At 45.9% G+C, this 19,923-nt stretch carries 20 protein-coding genes; 7 read left to right on the top strand and 13 right to left on the bottom strand.

Translation table 11 applies throughout. From position 1 onward, the window contains the following. The first annotated feature begins 280 nt into the window (after positions 1-280). The 4 genes from HMPREF9140_RS05580 to HMPREF9140_RS05595 all read left to right on the top strand — a co-directional run bounded on the left by HMPREF9140_RS05580 (position 281) and on the right by HMPREF9140_RS05595 (position 4,420). Positions 281-1,963, top strand: a complete 1,683-nt coding sequence (locus tag HMPREF9140_RS05580; RefSeq protein ID WP_006952455.1) for an ABC transporter ATP-binding protein — start codon at positions 281-283, stop codon at positions 1,961-1,963. Positions 1,964-2,063: 100 nt separating this feature from the next. Continuing rightward, positions 2,064-2,732 carry a peroxiredoxin family protein gene (locus HMPREF9140_RS05585; protein ID WP_006952457.1) on the top strand — a complete coding sequence of 223 codons (669 nt, stop codon included), beginning with the start codon at positions 2,064-2,066 and terminating at the stop codon, positions 2,730-2,732. Then, positions 2,729-2,998, top strand: a complete 270-nt coding sequence (locus HMPREF9140_RS10920; RefSeq protein WP_006952459.1) for a hypothetical protein — start codon at positions 2,729-2,731, stop codon at positions 2,996-2,998. Before HMPREF9140_RS05585 ends, HMPREF9140_RS10920 begins: the two co-directional genes overlap by 4 nt. 3 nt (positions 2,999-3,001) lie before the next feature. Beyond that, positions 3,002-4,420 carry a hypothetical protein gene (locus tag HMPREF9140_RS05595; protein WP_006952462.1) on the top strand — a complete coding sequence of 473 codons (1,419 nt, stop codon included), beginning with the start codon at positions 3,002-3,004 and terminating at the stop codon, positions 4,418-4,420. Between the two features lie 83 nt (positions 4,421-4,503). On the opposite strand, the gene HMPREF9140_RS05600 is transcribed toward HMPREF9140_RS05595, so the two are convergent. The 13 genes from HMPREF9140_RS05600 to HMPREF9140_RS05655 all read right to left on the bottom strand — a co-directional run bounded on the left by HMPREF9140_RS05600 (position 4,504) and on the right by HMPREF9140_RS05655 (position 17,213). Then, the gene (locus tag HMPREF9140_RS05600) at positions 4,504-5,418 is read right to left on the bottom strand and encodes a DUF6261 family protein (protein WP_244858982.1); all 915 of its coding nucleotides are present in this window, start codon (positions 5,416-5,418) and stop codon (positions 4,504-4,506) included. Between the two features lie 587 nt (positions 5,419-6,005). Further along, the gene (gene folK / locus HMPREF9140_RS05605; RefSeq protein ID WP_006952467.1) at positions 6,006-6,434 is read right to left on the bottom strand and encodes a 2-amino-4-hydroxy-6-hydroxymethyldihydropteridine diphosphokinase; all 429 of its coding nucleotides are present in this window, start codon (positions 6,432-6,434) and stop codon (positions 6,006-6,008) included. Positions 6,435-6,439: 5 nt separating this feature from the next. Further along, positions 6,440-7,624, bottom strand: a complete 1,185-nt coding sequence (locus HMPREF9140_RS05610) for an S-adenosylmethionine:tRNA ribosyltransferase-isomerase (protein WP_006952468.1) — start codon at positions 7,622-7,624, stop codon at positions 6,440-6,442. A 6-nt stretch (positions 7,625-7,630) separates the two neighbouring features. Further along, on the bottom strand, positions 7,631-8,335 hold the full coding sequence (truB, locus tag HMPREF9140_RS05615; RefSeq protein ID WP_006952469.1) for a tRNA pseudouridine(55) synthase TruB: 705 nt from the start codon (positions 8,333-8,335) through the stop codon (positions 7,631-7,633). Between the two features lie 10 nt (positions 8,336-8,345). Then, positions 8,346-9,206: an undecaprenyl-diphosphate phosphatase gene (locus tag HMPREF9140_RS05620; protein WP_006952470.1), complete on the bottom strand. Its 861-nt coding sequence runs from the start codon at positions 9,204-9,206 to the stop codon at positions 8,346-8,348. After that, on the bottom strand, positions 9,207-9,449 hold the full coding sequence (locus HMPREF9140_RS05625) for a DUF3098 domain-containing protein (RefSeq protein WP_006952471.1): 243 nt from the start codon (positions 9,447-9,449) through the stop codon (positions 9,207-9,209). A 69-nt stretch (positions 9,450-9,518) separates the two neighbouring features. After that, entirely contained in the window at positions 9,519-10,397 is an 879-nt protein-coding gene (locus HMPREF9140_RS05630; RefSeq protein WP_006952472.1) for a cell division protein FtsX, read from the bottom strand. Between the two features lie 242 nt (positions 10,398-10,639). After that, positions 10,640-11,071, bottom strand: a complete 432-nt coding sequence (locus HMPREF9140_RS05635) for a biotin/lipoyl-containing protein (protein WP_006952473.1) — start codon at positions 11,069-11,071, stop codon at positions 10,640-10,642. A 5-nt stretch (positions 11,072-11,076) separates the two neighbouring features. Further along, positions 11,077-11,226, bottom strand: coding sequence for a hypothetical protein (locus HMPREF9140_RS10595; RefSeq protein ID WP_006952474.1), 150 nt, complete (start codon positions 11,224-11,226; stop codon positions 11,077-11,079). 20 nt (positions 11,227-11,246) lie between these two features. After that, the gene (locus tag HMPREF9140_RS05640) at positions 11,247-12,812 is read right to left on the bottom strand and encodes an acyl-CoA carboxylase subunit beta (protein ID WP_006952475.1); all 1,566 of its coding nucleotides are present in this window, start codon (positions 12,810-12,812) and stop codon (positions 11,247-11,249) included. A gap of 122 nt (positions 12,813-12,934) precedes the next feature. Continuing rightward, entirely contained in the window at positions 12,935-13,702 is a 768-nt protein-coding gene (locus HMPREF9140_RS05645) for an acyl-[acyl-carrier-protein] thioesterase (protein ID WP_006952476.1), read from the bottom strand. Positions 13,703-13,848: 146 nt separating this feature from the next. Then, positions 13,849-14,997: an OmpA family protein gene (locus HMPREF9140_RS05650; protein ID WP_018572280.1), complete on the bottom strand. Its 1,149-nt coding sequence runs from the start codon at positions 14,995-14,997 to the stop codon at positions 13,849-13,851. A gap of 296 nt (positions 14,998-15,293) precedes the next feature. Beyond that, a complete protein-coding gene (locus HMPREF9140_RS05655; protein ID WP_006952480.1) occupies positions 15,294-17,213 on the bottom strand; it encodes a polysaccharide biosynthesis protein in 1,920 nt (639 codons plus the stop codon). 98 nt (positions 17,214-17,311) lie between these two features. On the opposite strand from HMPREF9140_RS05655, the gene HMPREF9140_RS05660 reads away from it, so the two are divergent. The 3 genes from HMPREF9140_RS05660 to HMPREF9140_RS05670 are packed head-to-tail and all read left to right on the top strand — an operon-like array spanning position 17,312 to position 19,854. After that, entirely contained in the window at positions 17,312-18,025 is a 714-nt protein-coding gene (locus HMPREF9140_RS05660) for an outer membrane beta-barrel protein (protein WP_006952481.1), read from the top strand. Positions 18,026-18,066: 41 nt separating this feature from the next. Beyond that, complete coding sequence (locus HMPREF9140_RS05665) at positions 18,067-19,017, top strand: aldose epimerase family protein (RefSeq protein ID WP_006952483.1); 951 nt, start codon at positions 18,067-18,069, stop codon at positions 19,015-19,017. Between the two features lie 60 nt (positions 19,018-19,077). Beyond that, positions 19,078-19,854 carry a hypothetical protein gene (locus HMPREF9140_RS05670; RefSeq protein WP_006952485.1) on the top strand — a complete coding sequence of 259 codons (777 nt, stop codon included), beginning with the start codon at positions 19,078-19,080 and terminating at the stop codon, positions 19,852-19,854. Positions 19,855-19,923 lie beyond the last annotated feature (69 nt).

Below are 19,923 nucleotides of genomic sequence, written 5' to 3' on the forward strand. Positions count from 1 at the left end.
AAACTCCAGCCCGCTGGCACAAAACAGACTCTGTTTGGGATAAACTCCAGTCCGCTGGCGCAAAAACAGACTCTGTTTGGGACAAACTCCAGCCCGCTGACGCAAAACAGACTTTGTTTGGGGCAAACTCCAGCCCGCTGGCACAAAACAGACTCTGTTTGGGATAAACTCCAGCCCGCTGGCGCAAAACAGACTCTGTTTGGGACAAACTCCAGCCCGCTGACGCAAAACAGACTCTGTTTGAGACAAACTCCAGTCCGCTGACGCAAAAACAAATAACATGAACATAAAATCAAAGCTGAAGCACATCTTTCGCATCCCCGAAACAAAATATTCATCGAACGTAATCTTCCGATGGCTGTGGCTGGCATGGCGAGGCAACAGACTGCAAGCCACACTCAACGCAGCCATCGGAATACTCTCGGTAGCCGTGTCGCTCTTCTCCGTGTGGGCCGTGAAGAATGCAATCGACGTAGCATCCGGCGTAACCGAAGGCAACATCTACGCCGCCGTGGCAATTATGGCCGGACTGATATTGATGGACTTCGCTCTGAACATATCCTCCGTGTGGATTAGAAATATCCTCGGAATAAAAGCCCAGAACCGAATGCAACAGCAACTGCTCGACCGCATTCTGCGCTCGGAATGGCACGGGCGAGAAAGCTTCCACTCGGGCGACGTGCTCAACCGATTGGAAATCGACGTGACGAACGTCGTCAACTTCCTCACCGAGGTTATTCCAAACTCCATCTCGACACTCGCCCTGTTCGTGGGCGCATTTCTCTATCTGCTGATGATGGATTGGCGACTGGCCGTGACGATTGTGATTATGGTTCCGGTGGTAGTGATTTTCAGTAAGATTTATGTGAGGAAGATGCGCAGCCTCACCCGCGAAGTGCGCGATTCCGATTCTAAAGTGCAGAGCGTTCTTCAGGAAACAATCCAGCACCGCATGCTAATCAAAACCCTCGAAAGCAACATCGCCGCCGTGGGTAAACTCGAAGACACACAAAGCGAACTGCGAAACAAAGTGGTGAGACGAACGAAATTCTCCGTATTCTCGAATCTGATTCTCAATCTCGGCTTTTCGCTGGGCTATCTCACCGCCTTCACCTGGGCAGCCATACGCATGTCGGCCGGCACACTCACCTTCGGCGGAATGACGGCCTTTCTCCAACTCGTCAATCGCATTCAGAGTCCGGCCCGCCAACTCACCAAACTCATCCCCTCGTTTGTGTCGGTGTTCACAGCCGCCGAACGACTCATGGAACTCGAAGAAAATCCGCTCGAAGAACAGGGCGAACCAATCGAACTCTCCGGCCCTTGCGGAATACGGCTCGAAAATGTTTCGTACGCCTATCAAGACGACGAGGGCAATGTAATTCGCAATCTAACATTCAATTTTCCACCAGGTTCGTGCACCGCCATACTCGGCGAAACCGGTTCGGGAAAAACCACCCTTGTACGAATAATTCTGGCCCTGCTGAAACCGCAAAACGGACGAGCCACCATTTACAACCGAAAGAAAAACTACGAACTTAGTCCGCGCCTGCGCACCAACTTCGTTTACGTTCCGCAAGGCAACACCCTCATGAGCGGCACCATTCGCGAAAACCTTCTGCTGGGCAAAATCAACGCCACCGACGACGAACTCCAACAAGCCCTCCAAACCAGCTGCGCCGACTTTGTGTTCGCTCTTCCGCTAGGACTCGACACCCCCTGCTCCGAACAAGGCGGCGGACTCAGCGAAGGTCAGGCACAACGCATAGCCATAGCTCGCTCCCTGCTTCGCAACCGAAACATAATGCTGCTCGACGAGGTAACCTCGGCTCTCGACCCCGATACCGAACGCCAGCTGCTTCGCAATCTGCTCGCCCAACAAAACAAAACCGTGATATTCATAACCCATCGGCCCGCAGTGATTGAATACTGCGACCAAACACTCACGATTGAAAAAATATGAACCGTTGGCATCTATCCATCCGTCGCGCCGTAAATTTGCAACCGGCCCGACAATCCCCCAACTCGGCCCAAAAATTCAGAACAACATAAAACGAAGAAACATGAAGAAATTAATTCTCACAACAACTCTTGCGCTCGCAATAGCACTAGGTGCAACGGCGCAAACGGCAACCAACACGACGCAAGACCTCGACGCACGATATGCCACAAACATGCTCAAACCGGGAACCAAAGCACCCGATTTCACACTCAAAACACACGACGGAAAAGACATCAAACTAAACTCATACGCCGGGAAATATGTCGTGCTCGACTTCTGGGCCTCATGGTGCCCGGATTGCCGAAAAGATATTCCAGCAATGAAGGCTCTGTACGATGAGTTCCGCGACCAAAACGTGGCTTTCATCGGCATATCCTTCGACACCGACAAAGACGCGTGGGTGCGCACCTTCTGGGACAAATATCAAATGAACTGGACACAGGTAAGCGAACTTAAAAAGTGGAAAAAAGAAACCTTCATCGACCGACTATACCACATCGACTGGATTCCGGCGATGTATCTCATCGATCCATCGGGAAAAATAATTCTCGGCACTGTTGAAATCGAAAAGCTCAAGGCAAAACTCGAAGAAATGGGCAATCGCATCAATCCTCCCGAACCATTCACAATGACAATGCCCGAATATCCCGGCGGACAGCAGGCCATGATGGAATATCTCGCCCGGACGCTCACCTTCACAACGAACCAAAAAAAATGCAGGTTGAAATGAAATTCAACATCAGTTTTAATGTCGAAGCCGACGGCAGCGTAACCGGCGCGCGAATAGTTAGGGTTAACCGGCTCGAAGCTCATTCGCCAAAGTTCGCGAAGCTAAAACCCGCCAGGCAAAAACAAATCCTCAATGCCTGCGCCGACGATTACAAGCGCAAAGCAATAGCACTAATCAACGAAATGCCCCACTGGAATCCCGGCACCGAAAACGGCCGACCCGTTCAAACCAAAATGGCAATGCCTCTAATTTTTAAAGCAGAATAAGTTATGAAAGTAATTAAAACACTCGCCCTCCTGCTCTTCATTCTCGGCACGACAGGAACATCAGCACAAGGCGTGTATATCTATAAAAATGGAAAGAAGCAAGTTTTCCATGCCTCTGAAGTAGACAGCCTAGTGTTCTTCCAAAACGACGACAAAACCGACCCCACCGTCACTCCAGCCGAAATGCCAATGCCGGCAACGCAATTCGGAGCAAGCATAAACGACCTGATGGCCGCCGAACAGGCACGCGGATTCACCGTCGGTAAAACCGATGACACCCACCTTTCAATCACAAAAACCGAAAACGGCAAAACATATAACTGGGTTTACACCTTCGACGAAACAAAGGCCTATAAATACGCCAAATGCAACATTCCCGCCGGCAAAGAAGACGCCTTCAAAGCCACCCTGCGCGCCAACGGATATGCCTTGCAACCCGAAGCCTCGCGCAACTCCGAAATCGAGGTCTATGCAAACAAAACATCGAAAACAGTCATATTCATCGACAACAATTCGGAATATTTCTTCGGCGAATACAACGAATCGCCAGAATCGTGGACTCGCATCGCCCTCCTCAACGACGACAAAACAGGCGCATGGATGCCCTTCAACGGATATCATGCACCGCTCGAATTGCTCCAACTCTTCTCCAGGCGCCTGGGGCATTTGCTGGATAACGAAAACTCCAAACCAACCAACGGAATATACATCTACAAAACGGGCAACGAACAATGGCCCTCGATAAAATATTGGTTCGACGTACAAACCAAATCGAAGCTCGAAGAGGCATCGCTCTACGTCAACCCACAGAATATACCAACGCCGGCCGACCTAACCGCATATCTCAAAACGCTGCAATATCGGTACACCGGCATGACCGATAACGAGGGCTACACCATTTATTACAACGACTCGTTGCGCTCGGCCTGCTATGTTTTGATGACCGACAAAACCGAAGGCAAAGGCACCTTCGAACCACAAATGCACTATGCTTACTCCGACCTAACCGGAAGCATCCCACCCGCAACAGTGAACCTGCCGATGCCAATCGTTGAGTTCGGCACCAAAACACTCAACGAAATCCTCGTTGAATACCGCAAACAGCCCTACTACGTGAGCGAAGAGACAAACGAAATGGGCATCATCGTGAACACCAACTCCACAGATTTCCCGAAAATTCTGCTGATGGAAGACGCCGGCAAATATTTCGCAGCCTTCGCCATAACATTCAACCGACTCATAATACGCGCCCCCTATCTTACGGAATATCTCACCGCCAATGGCTATGAATACAGACCCAAAGCCTCGGCCCTGCCCACCTTCGTGAATAAAGAAAAGAAAGTTATGGCGCAATTCGATATTGCCGACATCTACCAACTGGGCTATTACTCCATATCCTTCCAACCAAACGAAATAGAATAACGACCAACGCCAATTCGGCCGATAAAAAAGCGGGCGTGTCAGTATTTTGACACGCCCGCTTCCTTATAATATCTTCCCCCACTCTAGGGATTATCCACCACCAGCCTACCCTTCTTAATCAGAACCCATATTTGGCCCGAAGAAGAAACCAGCCGATAATGTCGCCGGCGAGCGCCGCCCACAACCTCGCGACCGAACACAAGCGAGCCCGACGATAATCCCAACTCGCTCTCCAGCTCCGGAATAAGCGGAGCAAGCATGGCCGCATAACCATCCAGCTTACGTTCGCGAGCCGCCCGGTTCGTGCCCCGACGACGTGCAAGAAGTATCAGCCAACCGTCTATCACCGCGTTATATTCGGTTATCAATCCAGTCAATCCCGGCGTATCGGGCTCCAAATCGTCGAGCGAATCCATACGCCGAACAATCGCCCGGAGAACATTGTCAACATCGGCACGGAGCAATTTCATGTTGAACGTGCCCGGCATAACATTCTTCTTATAACGCTCGAGATAGCACCTCCCGAACTCCTCATTAGCCTTGTCGAGCCGAATCACGGCCGGCATAATCCCCGTCAGCGCCACATCAGCCGCACGCTCGTCCGACCGGAAATTTTTCACCAAACCATGAATCATCCCGCTCTCCTGACTGTAGTTTTCCACCGCCGCCCGAGGATATTTCCTCAACACATCGTTCAATCTTTCGGCTGCCGACACCATATTTTTATCGGCGTCGAGCAATTTCACTTTCACCATCATCTTCAGCGCCTTATAGGCCTTATCGCGCTCCTTGTCGAGCCGCTGCACATCCTCCGTCCCCTCTAATTTCACAGGCGGAGCGAGCGCCTTCTGCTCTGCCGCGATAGCTCGCTCAAGTTCTGGCAGCAACGGATTAATTTTCTTGATATTCGCCTCCCTCGCCATGGTCAACACGTGCCCGGCAAACTCATAATGCTCCATGTTGTGGAGCAATCCTATTCTAATATTCTTTATTCTCATATTTCTATTTATAAGGTCGAAGAGCATCTATTTACAAACTATTCTACAGATACAAAAATAAGATTTTATGTCTTTATGCAAGTGAATATCGACATAAAACTTTTCTATATGCCTTTATGCAAGTGAATATCGACATAAAACTTCTCTATATGTCTTTATGCAAGTGAATATTGACATAAAACTTCTCTATATGTCTTTATGCAAGTGAATATTGACAAAAATCACGGCTGCCGACCTTTTTCCACGTATAATCAACCTTGTTTTTAATCGTGTTGACCCGAAAAACGTCGAGAAATGATAAGACTTGGAAACAGAAGATGATAGAAACCACATCCGAAGAGGAGCCCGACATCCCGATATCACAAACTCTTCTGCCACCCAAGCCAATTCGGCCGATAGGCCGCATGTAGGGACAGACCCCGTGTCTGTCCGATACACAATGCCAATTCGGTCCGGACCGACCGCATAGCAATATTTCATCCGGTCAGGGGCGGACAGACACGGGGTCTGTCCCTACATGCGGGCTAACGGCCGAGTGGGAGTTCTCCGTCAAACCGAACTCGCGTATAGAATGGTGTGATGAGGTTTTAGAGGATTTCTTTTAGCGGGCGCATAACGAAATCGCGCTTGTACATGAGTGGGTGGGGAATTTGGAGGTCGGGCTCGCTTATTTCCAGGTTGTCGTAGAGAAGGATGTCGATGTCGATTATTCGGTCTTCGTAGCGATTAAGACTGGTTTTGTGTACGCGTCCCAGTTCGTGTTCAATTTTTTGCGTGGTTTCCAGGAGGTCGTGAGGAGCGAGGGGGGAGTCGATGCGGATGCAGGCGTTGATGAATTTGTTTGGACTTTCGTAGCCCCAGGGGGCGGTTTCATAAAACGATGATTGGCGCACAACGGCGCCAACCTTTTCGTTTATTTTTTCGATGGCCTCTCGCATGATTGCTTTGCGGTTGCCGAGGTTCGACCCTAGACCGAGATAGACTTTGTGCTGTTCGGTTGTTGATTCTTTCTGCATGTGGGTCAATCGTCTAAGATGAGAATCGAGTCGCCGAAACATCCGAATCGGTAGCCGTCTTGGACTGCCTGGTTATAGGCTTCCATGACGAGGTCGTAGCCGGCAAAGGCTGCTGTTGCCATGAGTGCGGTTGAGAATGGCTGATAGAAGTTGACGAGCATGGTGTCGGCAAGACCAAATTCGTATTTGGGGAATATGAATTTGTTTGTCCATCCATCGTACTCCTTCAACATTTTGTCGGTTCCGACTGCTGTTTCGGTTGCTTTGAGCATGCTTGCTCCAACAACACAGATGTGTTTTCCGGCTCTTTTTGCTCGGTTTACCACTTCGCAGGCTTTTGCGTTGATGTGCATTTCTTCAGAGTCCATTTTGTGTTTTGTGAGGTCTTCGACTTCTATTTCGTGGAAGTTCCCGAGTCCGCAATGGAGTGTGACGAATGCTGTTCCCATTCCGCGCAGTTCCATGATTTTCATCATTTGTTCTGAGAAGTGCAGGTTTGTTCCGGGTGCTGTGACTGCTCCTTCGTTTGCTGCGAATACGGTTTGAAAGTTGATGATGTCGTCGGCATCGGCATGTGCGAATTGCTCGTCGTCGGCTTTGGGCCGTTTGTCGATGATGTATCTCGGTAGCGGTGCTTCGCCCAGTGTGAAGAGTTCGCGTTTGAATTCTTCGTGCGAGCAGTCGTATAGGAATCGGAGTGTTCGTCCGCGCGATGTTGTGTTGTCAATCACTTCGGCCACCATTGACCCTGTGTCGTCGAAGAAGAGTTTGTTTCCGATTCTGATTTTTCGTGCGGGTTCTACGAGCACATCCCAGAGCCGCATGTCGGCGTTTAGTTCTCTAAGAAGGAACACTTCGATTTTGGCATCGGTTTTTTCTTTTGTTCCGTAGAGCCTTGCTGGAAATACTTTTGTGTCGTTGAGTACGAAAGTGTCGCCTTCGGTGAAGTAGTCGAGTGCGTCTTTGAATCTGATGTACTCTCCTTTTTTAATTCTTCCTCTGGAGTCTCTTTTGAACTTGTCGATTTTCTGTGATTTGCGGTGCAGCACCATCAATCGTGCTTCGTCGCGTCGGGTCACTTTGAATGTTTTGGTGGTTCCGTCGGCGAGTTTGTGTATTCTTTCGGATACGTGTGGGTAAAGTGCCACTTGTTCTTCGGGCAGGGTGAAATTAAATTGCGATAGTTTCATGTATTCTTATATCTCCTTTTTTATTGTTTGTTGGTTTAGCCATTCTTCGAATCGCTCGTAGCTGATGCAGTTTTCAATGCTTATGTTTCCGGAGCGTGTGCGTCGGAGGGCTGTTAGATAGGCTCCGCTTTCGAGTGCTCGCCCGATGTCGCGTGCTAGTGCCCGGATGTAGGTGCCTTTTCCGCAGACAACGCGCAATGAGAGCTGCATTGTTGTTTCGTCGAACTGGATTATTTCTATTTCGTCTATGCGAATGTTCTTTGCGCTGAGCTGAACGTCTTTTCCTTTGCGGCGATAATCGAATGCGCGCTTTCCGTTCACTTTAACGGCGCTGTAGGTTGGGGGAATTTGTTGAATGTTACCCACGAACTGGGGGATGGTTTCTTCAATAAGCTGACGGGTGATGTGCTCGGTTGGAAATGTTTCGTTAACCTCGTGCTCCATGTCGTAACTGGGGGTGGTTGCTCCGAGTTGCAGAGTTGCGACATATTCCTTGGTGTGTGCCTGGAGAGTTTCTATTTGCTTGGTCATCTTGCCTGTAACAAGCACTAGCACTCCGGTTGCAAGAGGGTCGAGCGTTCCGGCGTGGCCCATCTTAACTTTTCCGTTGTTGGCCTGAGTGCAGAGGTACCTAATGTGGGCCAAGGCTTTGAAGCTGCTCACGCTATAGGGCTTATCGATTGGAATAAGGACTCCTTCCTTGAAGTTCATATAAGTGTGGTTATCCTATCATGTTTAAGGATGCTCCCGATAGCAGCATTATGAGGATTATGCCGCCCACGATGATTCGATACCATCCGAAAGCCTTGAAACCGTATTTTGTGAGGAAGGCAACAAACCATTTCATCGCAAAAAGGGCAACAACAAACGAAACGGCGCATCCCACAAGAAGCAAAAACACATTGTGGCCGGTTGCCCATGTAGCGTCGCCTTTGAGTAGGTCGAGCACGTCGAGCAATGTTGCACCTGCCATCGTGGGAACTGCGAGAAAAAATGAAAATTCGGCCGAACGTTTGCGACTCAATCCGCTTGCCATTCCACCTACAATGGTCGCCATCGAGCGACTCACTCCGGGAATAACCGACAGGCATTGAAACAAACCTATCTTAAAGGCTCTATGCTCGTCAACCTCATTCTTTTCGTTATCCTTACTGTTGAAAAGTTTATCGCAGAAAAGCATAAATACTCCACCCACAACAAGCATCACAGCCACTACCCAAACGGAATCGAGAAGCCAATCCAGTAGTCCGCTTTTCTTTGCTGCAAAGCCTATAATTACCGCCGGAATAACGCCCACAACGAGCAACCAATAAAAACGGAACTTGTGAAGCAGAATCTGCAGCGCATTACTTCCCTCTGGAGCCGGTGACGTGTTGAGTCTGAAAAAACGTTTCCAATAAAGGAGTACTACCGAAAGAATTGCCGCAAACTGGATAATGAACGTGAAAGAATGCACAAACATATCGTTTTGCGGAACACCCAGCAAATGCTGCGTGATAATCATATGCCCGGTCGACGAAATGGGTAGTGCCTCGGTAAGTCCCTCGACAATTGAAATGATTATAGTTTGAATAAGTGTCATTTATTCCTTTGTACCCTCTTCGTTTTTCGGGCGATAAATGATTGCTCCGATTATGGAAATGAATCCGATAAAGGTCACAACGGGAGCAACACTTATTCGGCGTGCGCTGAATATTTCTGGATTAAAAGTGGTTTCGTTGGAACTGGCTCCGCTCATTAGGATAAACCCAATGACCACTACAGCCATACCGATTGCCAACAATATATAGTTGGTCTTTCCGAATGCTAAGTTCTTTTTGTCCATAAGAAAATGATTAGCCGGGATTCGGAATCAAGATTCTCCGAGACCCGGCAGATATGTATGTGTTTAAACTTAAATCTTATAAAGATCGCCTGCCTTCATTCTCAAAAATCTGTTCACCGAAAGCCAAGCGCAGAAAACAGTGATAAGTATGCCGAAAGCCAACATAACTAAAGCTGTTATGAACATCACTTCCCAATTGAGTACAACGCTGATTTCTGAGTCATAGTCGTAGAGGAAATACATTCCGATGCCAAGCGAAACAATTGCAATCATAGCCGATATGAACCCTTCACTAACAGCTTGCTTGAGAAACGGCATTCGAATGAAACTCCATGACGCACCAACCAGCTTCATTGTGTGAATGGAGAAGCGGCGAGCATAAATGCTCAGCCGAATGGTATTGTTGATGAGCGAAAATGAAATAATAGTGAGTAAACCTGCAATGACTAGCAACACGAAACCGATTTTACGCAAGGTTTGGTTCACACTTTCAACCAAGTCTTGCCTATAGGTTACATCGCTCACACCTCGTAGTCCTTTCAATTCGAGTGCAATGCGTTTAATGGAATCATTATTGGCATAGTTGGCTTTCAACCGTATCTCAATTTCGGCTGTACAAGGATTTTCACCGACAAATTCAGTCGGGTCGGCTCCTAACTCTTTAGTCACTTCATTCTTTGCTTCTTCTTTGCTTACGAAATCCAAATGGTTGATGTATTGCAATCTCTTGACATATTCACACAGCTGTACTCCCTCCTCATCGGTCACGTCTGGTTGAAGATTCATCGTGAGAGTGAGGTTTTCCTTAACATAAGAACTGAGATTTCTGCTGGTGAAAACGGTCAGAACAACCATCCCTATAAGAATAAGCACCATAGCCGTGCTTATGCACAACGTGACTAATTGAAGACTATGACGATTGCGAGCTTTATTTCGATTTCTTGTCATTATGATATAAGGTGTATTTGCTTCGAAGCGTGGCAAAGGTAAGGCTATTTAAAAGACGTCACAAAGAATTTATATTTTATTTAGGACGCCTTGCTAATCGGGCTTTTGCGATATTTATTCATCGAAAAAAACTTATTCTTGTTCTCGCCGGAGACAAATAAAGGGGATGTGACAGAATACTGTCACATCCCCTTATAATTAGAAGAAACAATATGATTTTATTTGAAATCTTCGAGGACGGATTATTCTATGACAACCAACGGTTCGTCCTCCAATACTGCCTGACCAACTTTGACAACTATCGCGGTGACCTTACCATCTTTCTCGGCCTCAATGTTATTTTGCATTTTCATCGCTTCAAGCACCACAACAGTGTCGCCAGCTTTCACCTCTTGACCAACGCTCACTTCGATGGAGGTTATCGTGCCGGGCAAAGGAGCTTTTATGGCTGCGGATGAATTAATTTCTACTGATTTTGCTTCATCGGCGGCATTGTCGGTTGTTTCGGAAACAGGCTTGCCTAATTCAACTTTCTTTGGTTGCTCAGCAGGTTTGTCGAGCTGCACTTTGAAATCTTCTCCGTTGACATTTATCTTGGCGATGTTATCGTCGCCGATTTCGTTGATTTCAACCTTATATTCTTTTCCGTCGATTATGTATTTAAACTCTTTCATTTGCTTTATGGTTTCTGGGTCATTATTTCAAACTTGGCACTCCACATTGTTTGTTTCGGCTTGATGGTGATGAATCCTGGTTCGGTGTCGTGCACGTTGTTGCCTTCGAATTCGAATAGAGCGGCGGCAATAGCTGCATATATATTTTTGTCCATAGAATATTATTTTTTATTTATTACATGGGCATGCAGCCATGCTTCTTCGCTGGCAAACTTTGTTTTTTATTTGCCAGCTGAGCCAGTCCGCGACAAATACGGAATCGAGTATTACGCGGTTCGATTACATCGTCGATATAACCGAATTGTGCAGCTTGATAGGGATTGGCGAACTTTTCCGTGTATTCTTCTTCTTTCTCGGCGAGAAACTGACGAACGTCACCACCTTCTTCCTTAACCTTTCTGGCTTCGCGGTCACACAGAACAGCCACAGCACCCGATGCTCCCATGACGGCTATTTCAGAACTTGGCCATGCAAAATTCAAATCAGAACGGAGTTGTTTGCATCCCATAACGATGTGCGAACCACCGTAGCTCTTACGTAGAGTTATAGTTATCTTGGGAACAGTGGCTTCACCGTAAGCGTAGAGCAATTGAGCTCCGTGCTGAATGACTGCATTATATTCCTGACCTGTGCCAGGTAGAAAGCCTGGGACGTCGACAAGTGACACGATTGGAATATTGAATGCATCGCAGAATCTAACGAAACGTGCACCTTTTCGGCTGGCGTTCACATCAAGTACTCCGGCATAGGATGCCGGTTGATTGGCTACGATTCCTACACTTTGTCCGTTGAAATGGGCAAAGCCGACGATGATATTTTTAGCGAACTTGGGCTGAACTTCGAAAAATTTGCCGTTATCAGTTACTGCCGAAATCACCTTATACATATCATAGGCCTGGTTGGGGTCGTCAGGTATAATCTCATTCAGCAGTTCTTCCTTACGGTCGATTGGATCGGTGCATTCCACTCTCGGGGCTTCTTCACGATTGTTCGACGGAAGATAGACAAGAAGAGCCTTTATCATTTCCATAGCCTCTTCTTCCGTTTTAGCGGTGAAGCTCGTGACTCCACTCTTCGAAGCATGTACGCTAGCTCCACCAAGATGTTCGGCATCTATATCTTCACCCGTTACGGTTTTCACGACTTTTGGACCGGTTAGGAACATATAGCTCGTTTGCTCCTTCATGACGATAAAGTCGGTGAGCGCCGGTGAATAGACTGCACCACCCGCGCATGGACCAAAAATTCCAGATATTTGTGGGATAACACCTGATGCCAGGATGTTACGCTCGAAAATCTCTCCATATCCAGCCAGAGCCGATATTCCTTCCTGAATACGTGCTCCTCCAGAGTCATTCATACATATGATAGGTGCACCATTTGTCATGGCCATATCCATTATCTTACATATTTTTTCGGCCATAGTTTCTGACAACGAGCCACCGTTCACAGTGAAATCTTGAGCATATACATAAACAAGTCGACCATCGACCGTAGCTGAGCCCGCCACAACTCCGTCGCCGAAGAACTGCTTTTTCTCCATTCCGAAATTATGGCAACGGTGTATTTTAAACATATCATATTCCTCGAAACTTCCTTTATCAACAAGCATGTCTATGCGCTCACGGGCTGTATATTTTCCGCGTGCATGCTGTTTTTCGATGGCTTTCTCTCCGCCGCCTAGGCGTGCCTGTTCGCGTTTAGCCACAAGTGCCTTAATCTTTTCTGTTTGTTTACTCATAAGTTTGATTATTTGCTTTTAATTGTAATCAATATGTACAATTTCGAATCCTTTTATTGATGGAATTGTCGTATGCAAAAGTAATAAGAAATGCCGAATATATCTTCAAAATGATTTCTTACTCAGCTGAAAAGGATCTTACAACGACACGTTTCTAGCTCTTCTTGGCCACTTTTAAAACGGGTTATTTTGAGATTGTATTGATTCTCTTCATCTGTAGATGAAGTTCTGTAAAAACTAAGACTATCGCCTTGATGTGATTCGCTAGTATAAGCAATTTCGAAACGTTTTATTTGATGTTCTCTGTACCAATCTACATCCCACAAATTAAGCACATGCTCGATGTATTTGATTGAATTAATGTGCCCATTTATATCTACGTCGTTATAGTGGGTTTCAATGGTCCTAACCAACTCAGCATTATCATCAATCTTTACACGCGATGGTTTGACAATCGGACAAGGATAGTCCTTGTCGACATATTCGTTTATTAATCCTTCACGAACGGAAAGAATATCGCTCGGCTGTCTGGTTTCTGTGTCGATCATAGCCCAAATACTTTTCCCGTAACCAAAGATTCTTCCGTCGTTATTGGTTATCTTGAAATTCCGACTAGTGAAATAGCGCATAGCGCTATCAATCCATGTCTCGACAATAAACTTTTCATACGCTTTGGGAATTTGATTTAGTTCAATGACTAAACGACTTAATACCCATGTTCTGTGAATAGTATTCAAATATGCCATACCGTAACCTCTATCACTGCTATGGAAATCGGCTGCGTTCAGTAGATGATTACCAAGATGTCCAATGAAGAGGTTATTATTGAGGTCACAATGAAAAGGTTCTGCAAGGAAGTTGTATCTCCCAATTTTAGATAGCTTCTCCATTTATGCTATTGTTTCTTTCTAGTTGATTTTTTGTGTAACTATATGTTTCAAAAAGAGTAATTAAAAAATCCCCGGTGTTGTTAAAACACCGGGGACGTTCAATTATTCTTTTAAATTCTTATTTACTTTTTTCTGACTAACTTGATTTATCGAACGTAAACAACTGCAAGACGGTTCGAAGTATTACCTTGAACACCCTTACCTACAGCTTCGTCAACAATCACACCACGAGTCTTAAGGTAGTCGGCAACAACATTTGCACGATTCTCAGACAGTCTCTGGTTAATTTCAGCACCACCTTCAGGTGAAGCAGTACCAACGATCTGTACATGGCTACCTTCTTTAACACCGTTAAGAGCTGCTTTAGCTTCTTTGGTGAGATCGAATTTACCTTGAGCAAATGTTACGAATACTAGGTCTGAGACGTTGATTTGCTTAACTGGAGCTGCAACTTCCTTGACAACTTCCTTAGTAATAACTTCAGGCTTACGGTTACGAAGCTCATTAATCTGTGCATTCAAAGCATCGATTTCAGCTTGATCACGCGGAACAACGATTGTAAAGTTATGAGTACCATTAGAGTTCTTGAACTTGTAAATGATACCGGCGTTCAACTGAACAAAAGAATTGTGGATGTTGTAAGCAGGCTGATCATTGTTCGTGTAGGATTTGAAGCCATAACGTGCGCTGAAAATATAGTTACCATCATCAGCAGCAGCTTGTCCAAGGAAAGCATAGTTGATAGAAGGTTCAACATAAACCTGCCATTCTTTCTCCTTACCGAGATTGAACTGGAAGTCAATACCAACCTTAGAAGTCATGCGATTTGCAGGCTCATAAGCTTTATTCATAAAGTACCGGTCTGCATAACGAGAATTCATCGCATGTTTACCAGTAGCACGGAATGTATGAGCCCAACCTAAGCCGTAAACAGCGCTAACTTCGAACATACGAGGTTCTCCTTGGTAACCACCAAACCAATTACTGAAGTTTATAGTAGCCAACAATTGAGTGTTGACAGCACGAACAAAAGTACCGGTAGAAGCCCAAGGCTTGTTTGAGAAATAAGCATTTCCTTCAACTGCCAGACCGAATACAGGAGTGAAGTAACGACCAACACGAACACCAGCGTTCGGGTTAAGGTCGCTCATCCATTTATGACCGGTTGTTTTTGTTGCAACTCCGCCGTTTATACCAACGTAGAAGTTATCAAAAGTCTTGCTCTCTGAAACAGTCTGGGCTGAAACAGAAGCTGTCATAGAAGCGACAGCCAACATTAAAACTAACTTTTTCATGTCTCTCTGAATTAAGAATTAATATTTAAAAGATATAATTTTACAATCTATTTACGGCTGCAAAGTAAGGGAAAATAACTTGTACTGCCAAATTCTATCGACAAAATGTTTTTCTTCTGATATTCCATAATACTGATAGCGATATGCTTTTAATTTCCAGAATGATAGTCGTTTAATTTTATTCGTATATATAAGGTTATATTTTTTAGATGATCTCGGTAAACTCTATTCCCCACTGTCACAAAAGGCTCTACAAAACTATTAATGGGGAGCTTTGTTTGCATGTCGTAGAGAAGTCATTTTGTGGAAGGAGAATCGAGAATGGAATATTTACTATTATTGCTCACATACTCGGGGACAATATTTTTCATCATGCGAACGATGGCCATATCATCATATTGCTTACTAAGAAAGATGAGATCTTTGATTTGGCGATTCACAGTTTCATAGTCGTACTCGCGCACCTGGGCTATCCTTATTTTATCGTGAAAACTAGGTAGTGTATTTTCGGTTGTGCTTAGAACTTCTTCGTAGAGCTTTTCACCAGCTCGTAGTCCGGTATATTCTATCTTAACATGTTCGGCGCCCGAGAGTTTTATCATTCGTTTGGCGAGGTCGGCAATTTTGACCGGTTTTCCCATATCGAAAACGAATATTTCTCCGCCTTTGCCGTGTGTTCCTGCTTCAAGAACTAGTTTGCAGGCTTCGGGTATAAGCATGAAAAAGCGAATTATATGTGGATCGGTTACGGTGACTGGACCGCCAGCACGTATTTGCCGTTCAAAGAGAGGAATGACTGAGCCGTTCGAACCCAGAACGTTTCCGAATCGGGTGGTGACAAATTGGGTATAGTCTGGTGATTGAGTCTGGAGTTTTCGGTTGAGGCTCTGGCAATAGATTTCGCATATACGTTTGGAGCAACCCATAACATTAGTAGGATTGACAGCTTTATCGGTTGAAATCATGACGAATTTCTTGACACCATATTTCACACTCAAGTCAGCTATAATCTTTGTTCCGCCAATATTGTTCTGTATACTTTCTGATGGGTTATCTTCCATCATCGGCACGTGCTTGTAAGCTGCAGCGTGGAAGACGTATTCTGGCCTATAGTTTTTAAAAATTTTTTCCATTCGTTCCTGATTCGCTATATTGGCTACAATAGTTTCCACCTTGATATCGGGCCAGCGAAAGTGCATCATCAGGCGTATATCATGCTGTGGTGTTTCGGCTTGGTCTATAAGAATAAGTTGAGCCGGTTTGTAAATAGCTATTTGCCGAACCATTTCAGAACCTATGGAGCCGGCCGAGCCGGTTATCATGATTTGTCGGCCAGATAGAAGTCGGCCAATAGATTCGAGGTCTACCTTTATTTCGTCGCGCGGCAGGAGGTCTTCAATACTTATTTCTTTTAGTTGAACAAGCATATCGTCGTCGGCTTTCCATTCTTTTGTTTGGGCTGTCATGAATATGTGTATGCCAGCGTTAATTAGTATATCCTGCAAACGATTATCAGCACGGAATCGTTCGTTTTGCAATGGTGACACGAGTACAGCCTGTATGCCAAGATGTCGTAGATTTTCTTCGAACTTATCGTCGACGATATACACTCTTTCGCCCATAAGAATACGTCCTTGCAGTGAAGCGTCGTGGGCGATGAATCCTTTAAGGCGAAATCGGCTAGGCTTTTCGTTTCGTATATTCTTGGCCAGGCCTATTCCGCCCTCTTTGACGCCGTAAACGAGAGTCCGCATACCTTTGTTGACGTTGAACATCATGTCATAAATCGATTTCACTACTACTCTAAATGCAATCATTCCAATGGTTGCAATGAGATACATCAGAACAATTTGTCGGCCTTCAAGTCTAACGAATCTAAAGTCCCAGTCGTAGATGAGATAGTGCATCACTTCAGCTATGATAAGCGAGAGCAGCATTGCGAAGCTCACTCTCTGCAGATCGATAAACGATGAGTAACGGATTATGCCGGCATAAGTGTGGAAAACCTTAAAGCCGATAAAATTGAATATCATGTAAACCAATATGGTTTTCGAAAGGATGCCCAAGTTGCCCAACGTGACAGCTCCATGATAGTAGAGCCAAAACACGAATATTCCGGAGAGATAGCAAATTAAACAATCAACCGCTAGAACTGCCCAATATGGCAAAGCATTTCTTGAGAAATACCAATTGAAAATCTTTTCTAATGCTTTCATTCTTTAGTTATTCAATTAAGATTTCGTCTCTTGTCCGATAGAAATTTATGCAAATTTAAGGACAGTAGTCCGTATCTTTGCAGTAAAACAAGGATAAAATGAAAAAATATTTTTTGCTCGCCATCATCTTGCTATGCACCATGAACAGCCAGGCGCAGATTGTGAATGAGCGTAACAAAGAGCGTATAAAACAAACCATTAAAGAAGGATTCGAAGACGTCAAAGAAGCCATAAAACAAAACAACAGCTTGCCCGACGAGCACGAGCAGTGGGATACATATGTTGTACCTAAAGTAGGACTGAATGTTTCGAATATGCCAGGACTAAAAGGAGATCCGAAGCTAGGCCCAGTTCTCGGAGTATTGGTCGAGATGTTTATCACAAAGAATTTAGCCATGGGCGTGGAGGTAGAATACACCCAGCAAGGAACAAGTGGAGTTTATGGTGGTTCGGGTAAAGGCCCGTATTCCTACAGCCTGCAATATTTCAACACTAGCTATCTTGTGAGATGGTATCCCCGGCGGTTCAGCAGATGGAGTCTATACACCGGACTTAAAACCTCGCAACTACTCAGCTCGAACGTCCGACTGAAAGATGAAGCAAAAACTAACATGAAAGATAAAACCAGAAACGGCGACTTCTTCATTCCGCTCGGTATGAGCTATGAATGGCAGAAATGGCAGATTGACATGCGCTACTGCATCTCCATGCTGCGACTCCGAAAGGGCGATACTAACTCTGAACCGTCGCTCGGAGCAGCCAGAAACAACATGTTCCAAGTAACGATAGGATACAGATTTCAGGTACTGTGAAATAGCGCATAAATACGAACTATTCAATTTGAAAAAATACAATGAAGCACTCTATTCTAACCCTCTTACTTTGCCTAGCAACCATCGCATCTGCAGCACAAGAGAAGAAAACAATGAAACTTGTCAACAGCAACGGTATGGAAGCCGTAATAACCAACTACGGTGCGCGACTTATGCGCCTCACTGCCCACAATTGGAACGGGCGCCTCGAACCTATAGTAAAAGGCTATGCACAACCCGAAGACTACGAACAAAATCCTACTCTCGGAGCAACCATCTTTGGTTTTGGCGAAACGAAAAACCATGAACTGGCCCGAAAAATATGGGAAGTAACAGCAGCCGATAACCAAACAATTTCGATGAGATGCAGCATCGACAAAGGCGAAACAACCGTCACCGTGGTTTATACGCTAACCGACCAAAACGCCCTTGATATCGATTACCGGATAACATGCAAACACCCCACCGAACTCAGAATAACCAACGGAATCGTTTTCAACCTAACAGGCGACTGCAATCGTTCGATTCTTAAAGAACATCTCTGGCTCGACTCGCGACACATAAACACCTCCGACCCATCCGGCCGCCCTACCGGTAAGCTAGAAAGCGTCAAACACACCGCGATGAATTTCATCCACCCACACGAACTAGGCGAACGAATCGGATGGCTCGACAACGGATATCATCACGCCTTCCAGCTCAAACATCCCGACGACATACGTCGCCCCGCCGCAATCCTCTTCGACGCCCAGAGCGGCCGCGCCATGACCGTCTATACCAGTGAGCCCACATTGCGCATAAACTCTCACGGCCCAGCCAGCACCGGAATATCCTTTCAACCACTTTCCTGCGGCTATAAAGCCGGAGATACACCCGTCGAAACAACCCTCTTGCCCGGACTGGTTTTCCACAGTGCAACCGTATTCTTATTCACAACCGACCCACCCGTTATCATGAAGCCAGCGCAGGAGAACTCACAGCCAACTCAATAAACTCTAATTAGTTCTAATTTTTTCGCCGATGGAAATGTCGCAAACTAATTTTGCAACATTATGAAAAGAATACTTCCCTCCATATTATTCCTCGTTTTCAGCGCTTCGGTTTATTCGCAAAACACAACCGACACTGTAATAAAGCCCATCGAATCGCGAACCCTACAAGGACCACGCGAGGCCACCGAAGCTGAAAAAGAATATGCCAAACGATTGGCTGAAGACCGCGAGCAACAGGCACAAATTGCAAACAACTTGCCACCGGTCGACATCAACTCGCAAACCGTTACTCCCACCATTTCACGATTTGCCAATCCATATTATTATCCTTATTCATGGTGGTCTCTCCATCAGGGACTCAACGTAAATATATCGGCTTCGGTTTTTGCCAATCTAGGCGATAGCCCTGTTTCCGGAGCTGGATTCGCACAGGACGTATCCTTAATGTACGTAAGCAACCTTTCGTCCAAAGCAACCCTAGCTGTGGGCGGATATCTAAACAATACGACCTTCGGCGGCGAGAACTACACCGTAGCCGGAGTAAATGCCCTATTTGCCTACCGATTCAACGAAAACTGGAGCGCATATGCTTTCGTACAGAAAGCATTCAACTCAAATAATGTTGCCCCATGGTTCGGCGGCTACGGCATATACGCCTATACTCCTTACTCGCCATATAACGCTTACGGTTTAGGCAACCGAGTTGATACCCGTTTCATGGATCGCATCGGCGGCGGTGTAACCTATCAATGGGGAGAGGATAAGCAAAACGTAATATCACTCAATGTAGAGTTCGACCGCCTTCCCAACCGGCGCGACGACCCATGGCGTCGATAAGCATTGCCATCAAGACGATTCTTAATTCCAAATCTCTTGTTTTAAATTAATAATTAAAGACCTGCACGC

The sequence above is a fragment of the Prevotella micans F0438 genome, from assembly GCF_000243035.1.
Classification (GTDB): domain Bacteria; phylum Bacteroidota; class Bacteroidia; order Bacteroidales; family Bacteroidaceae; genus Prevotella; species Prevotella micans.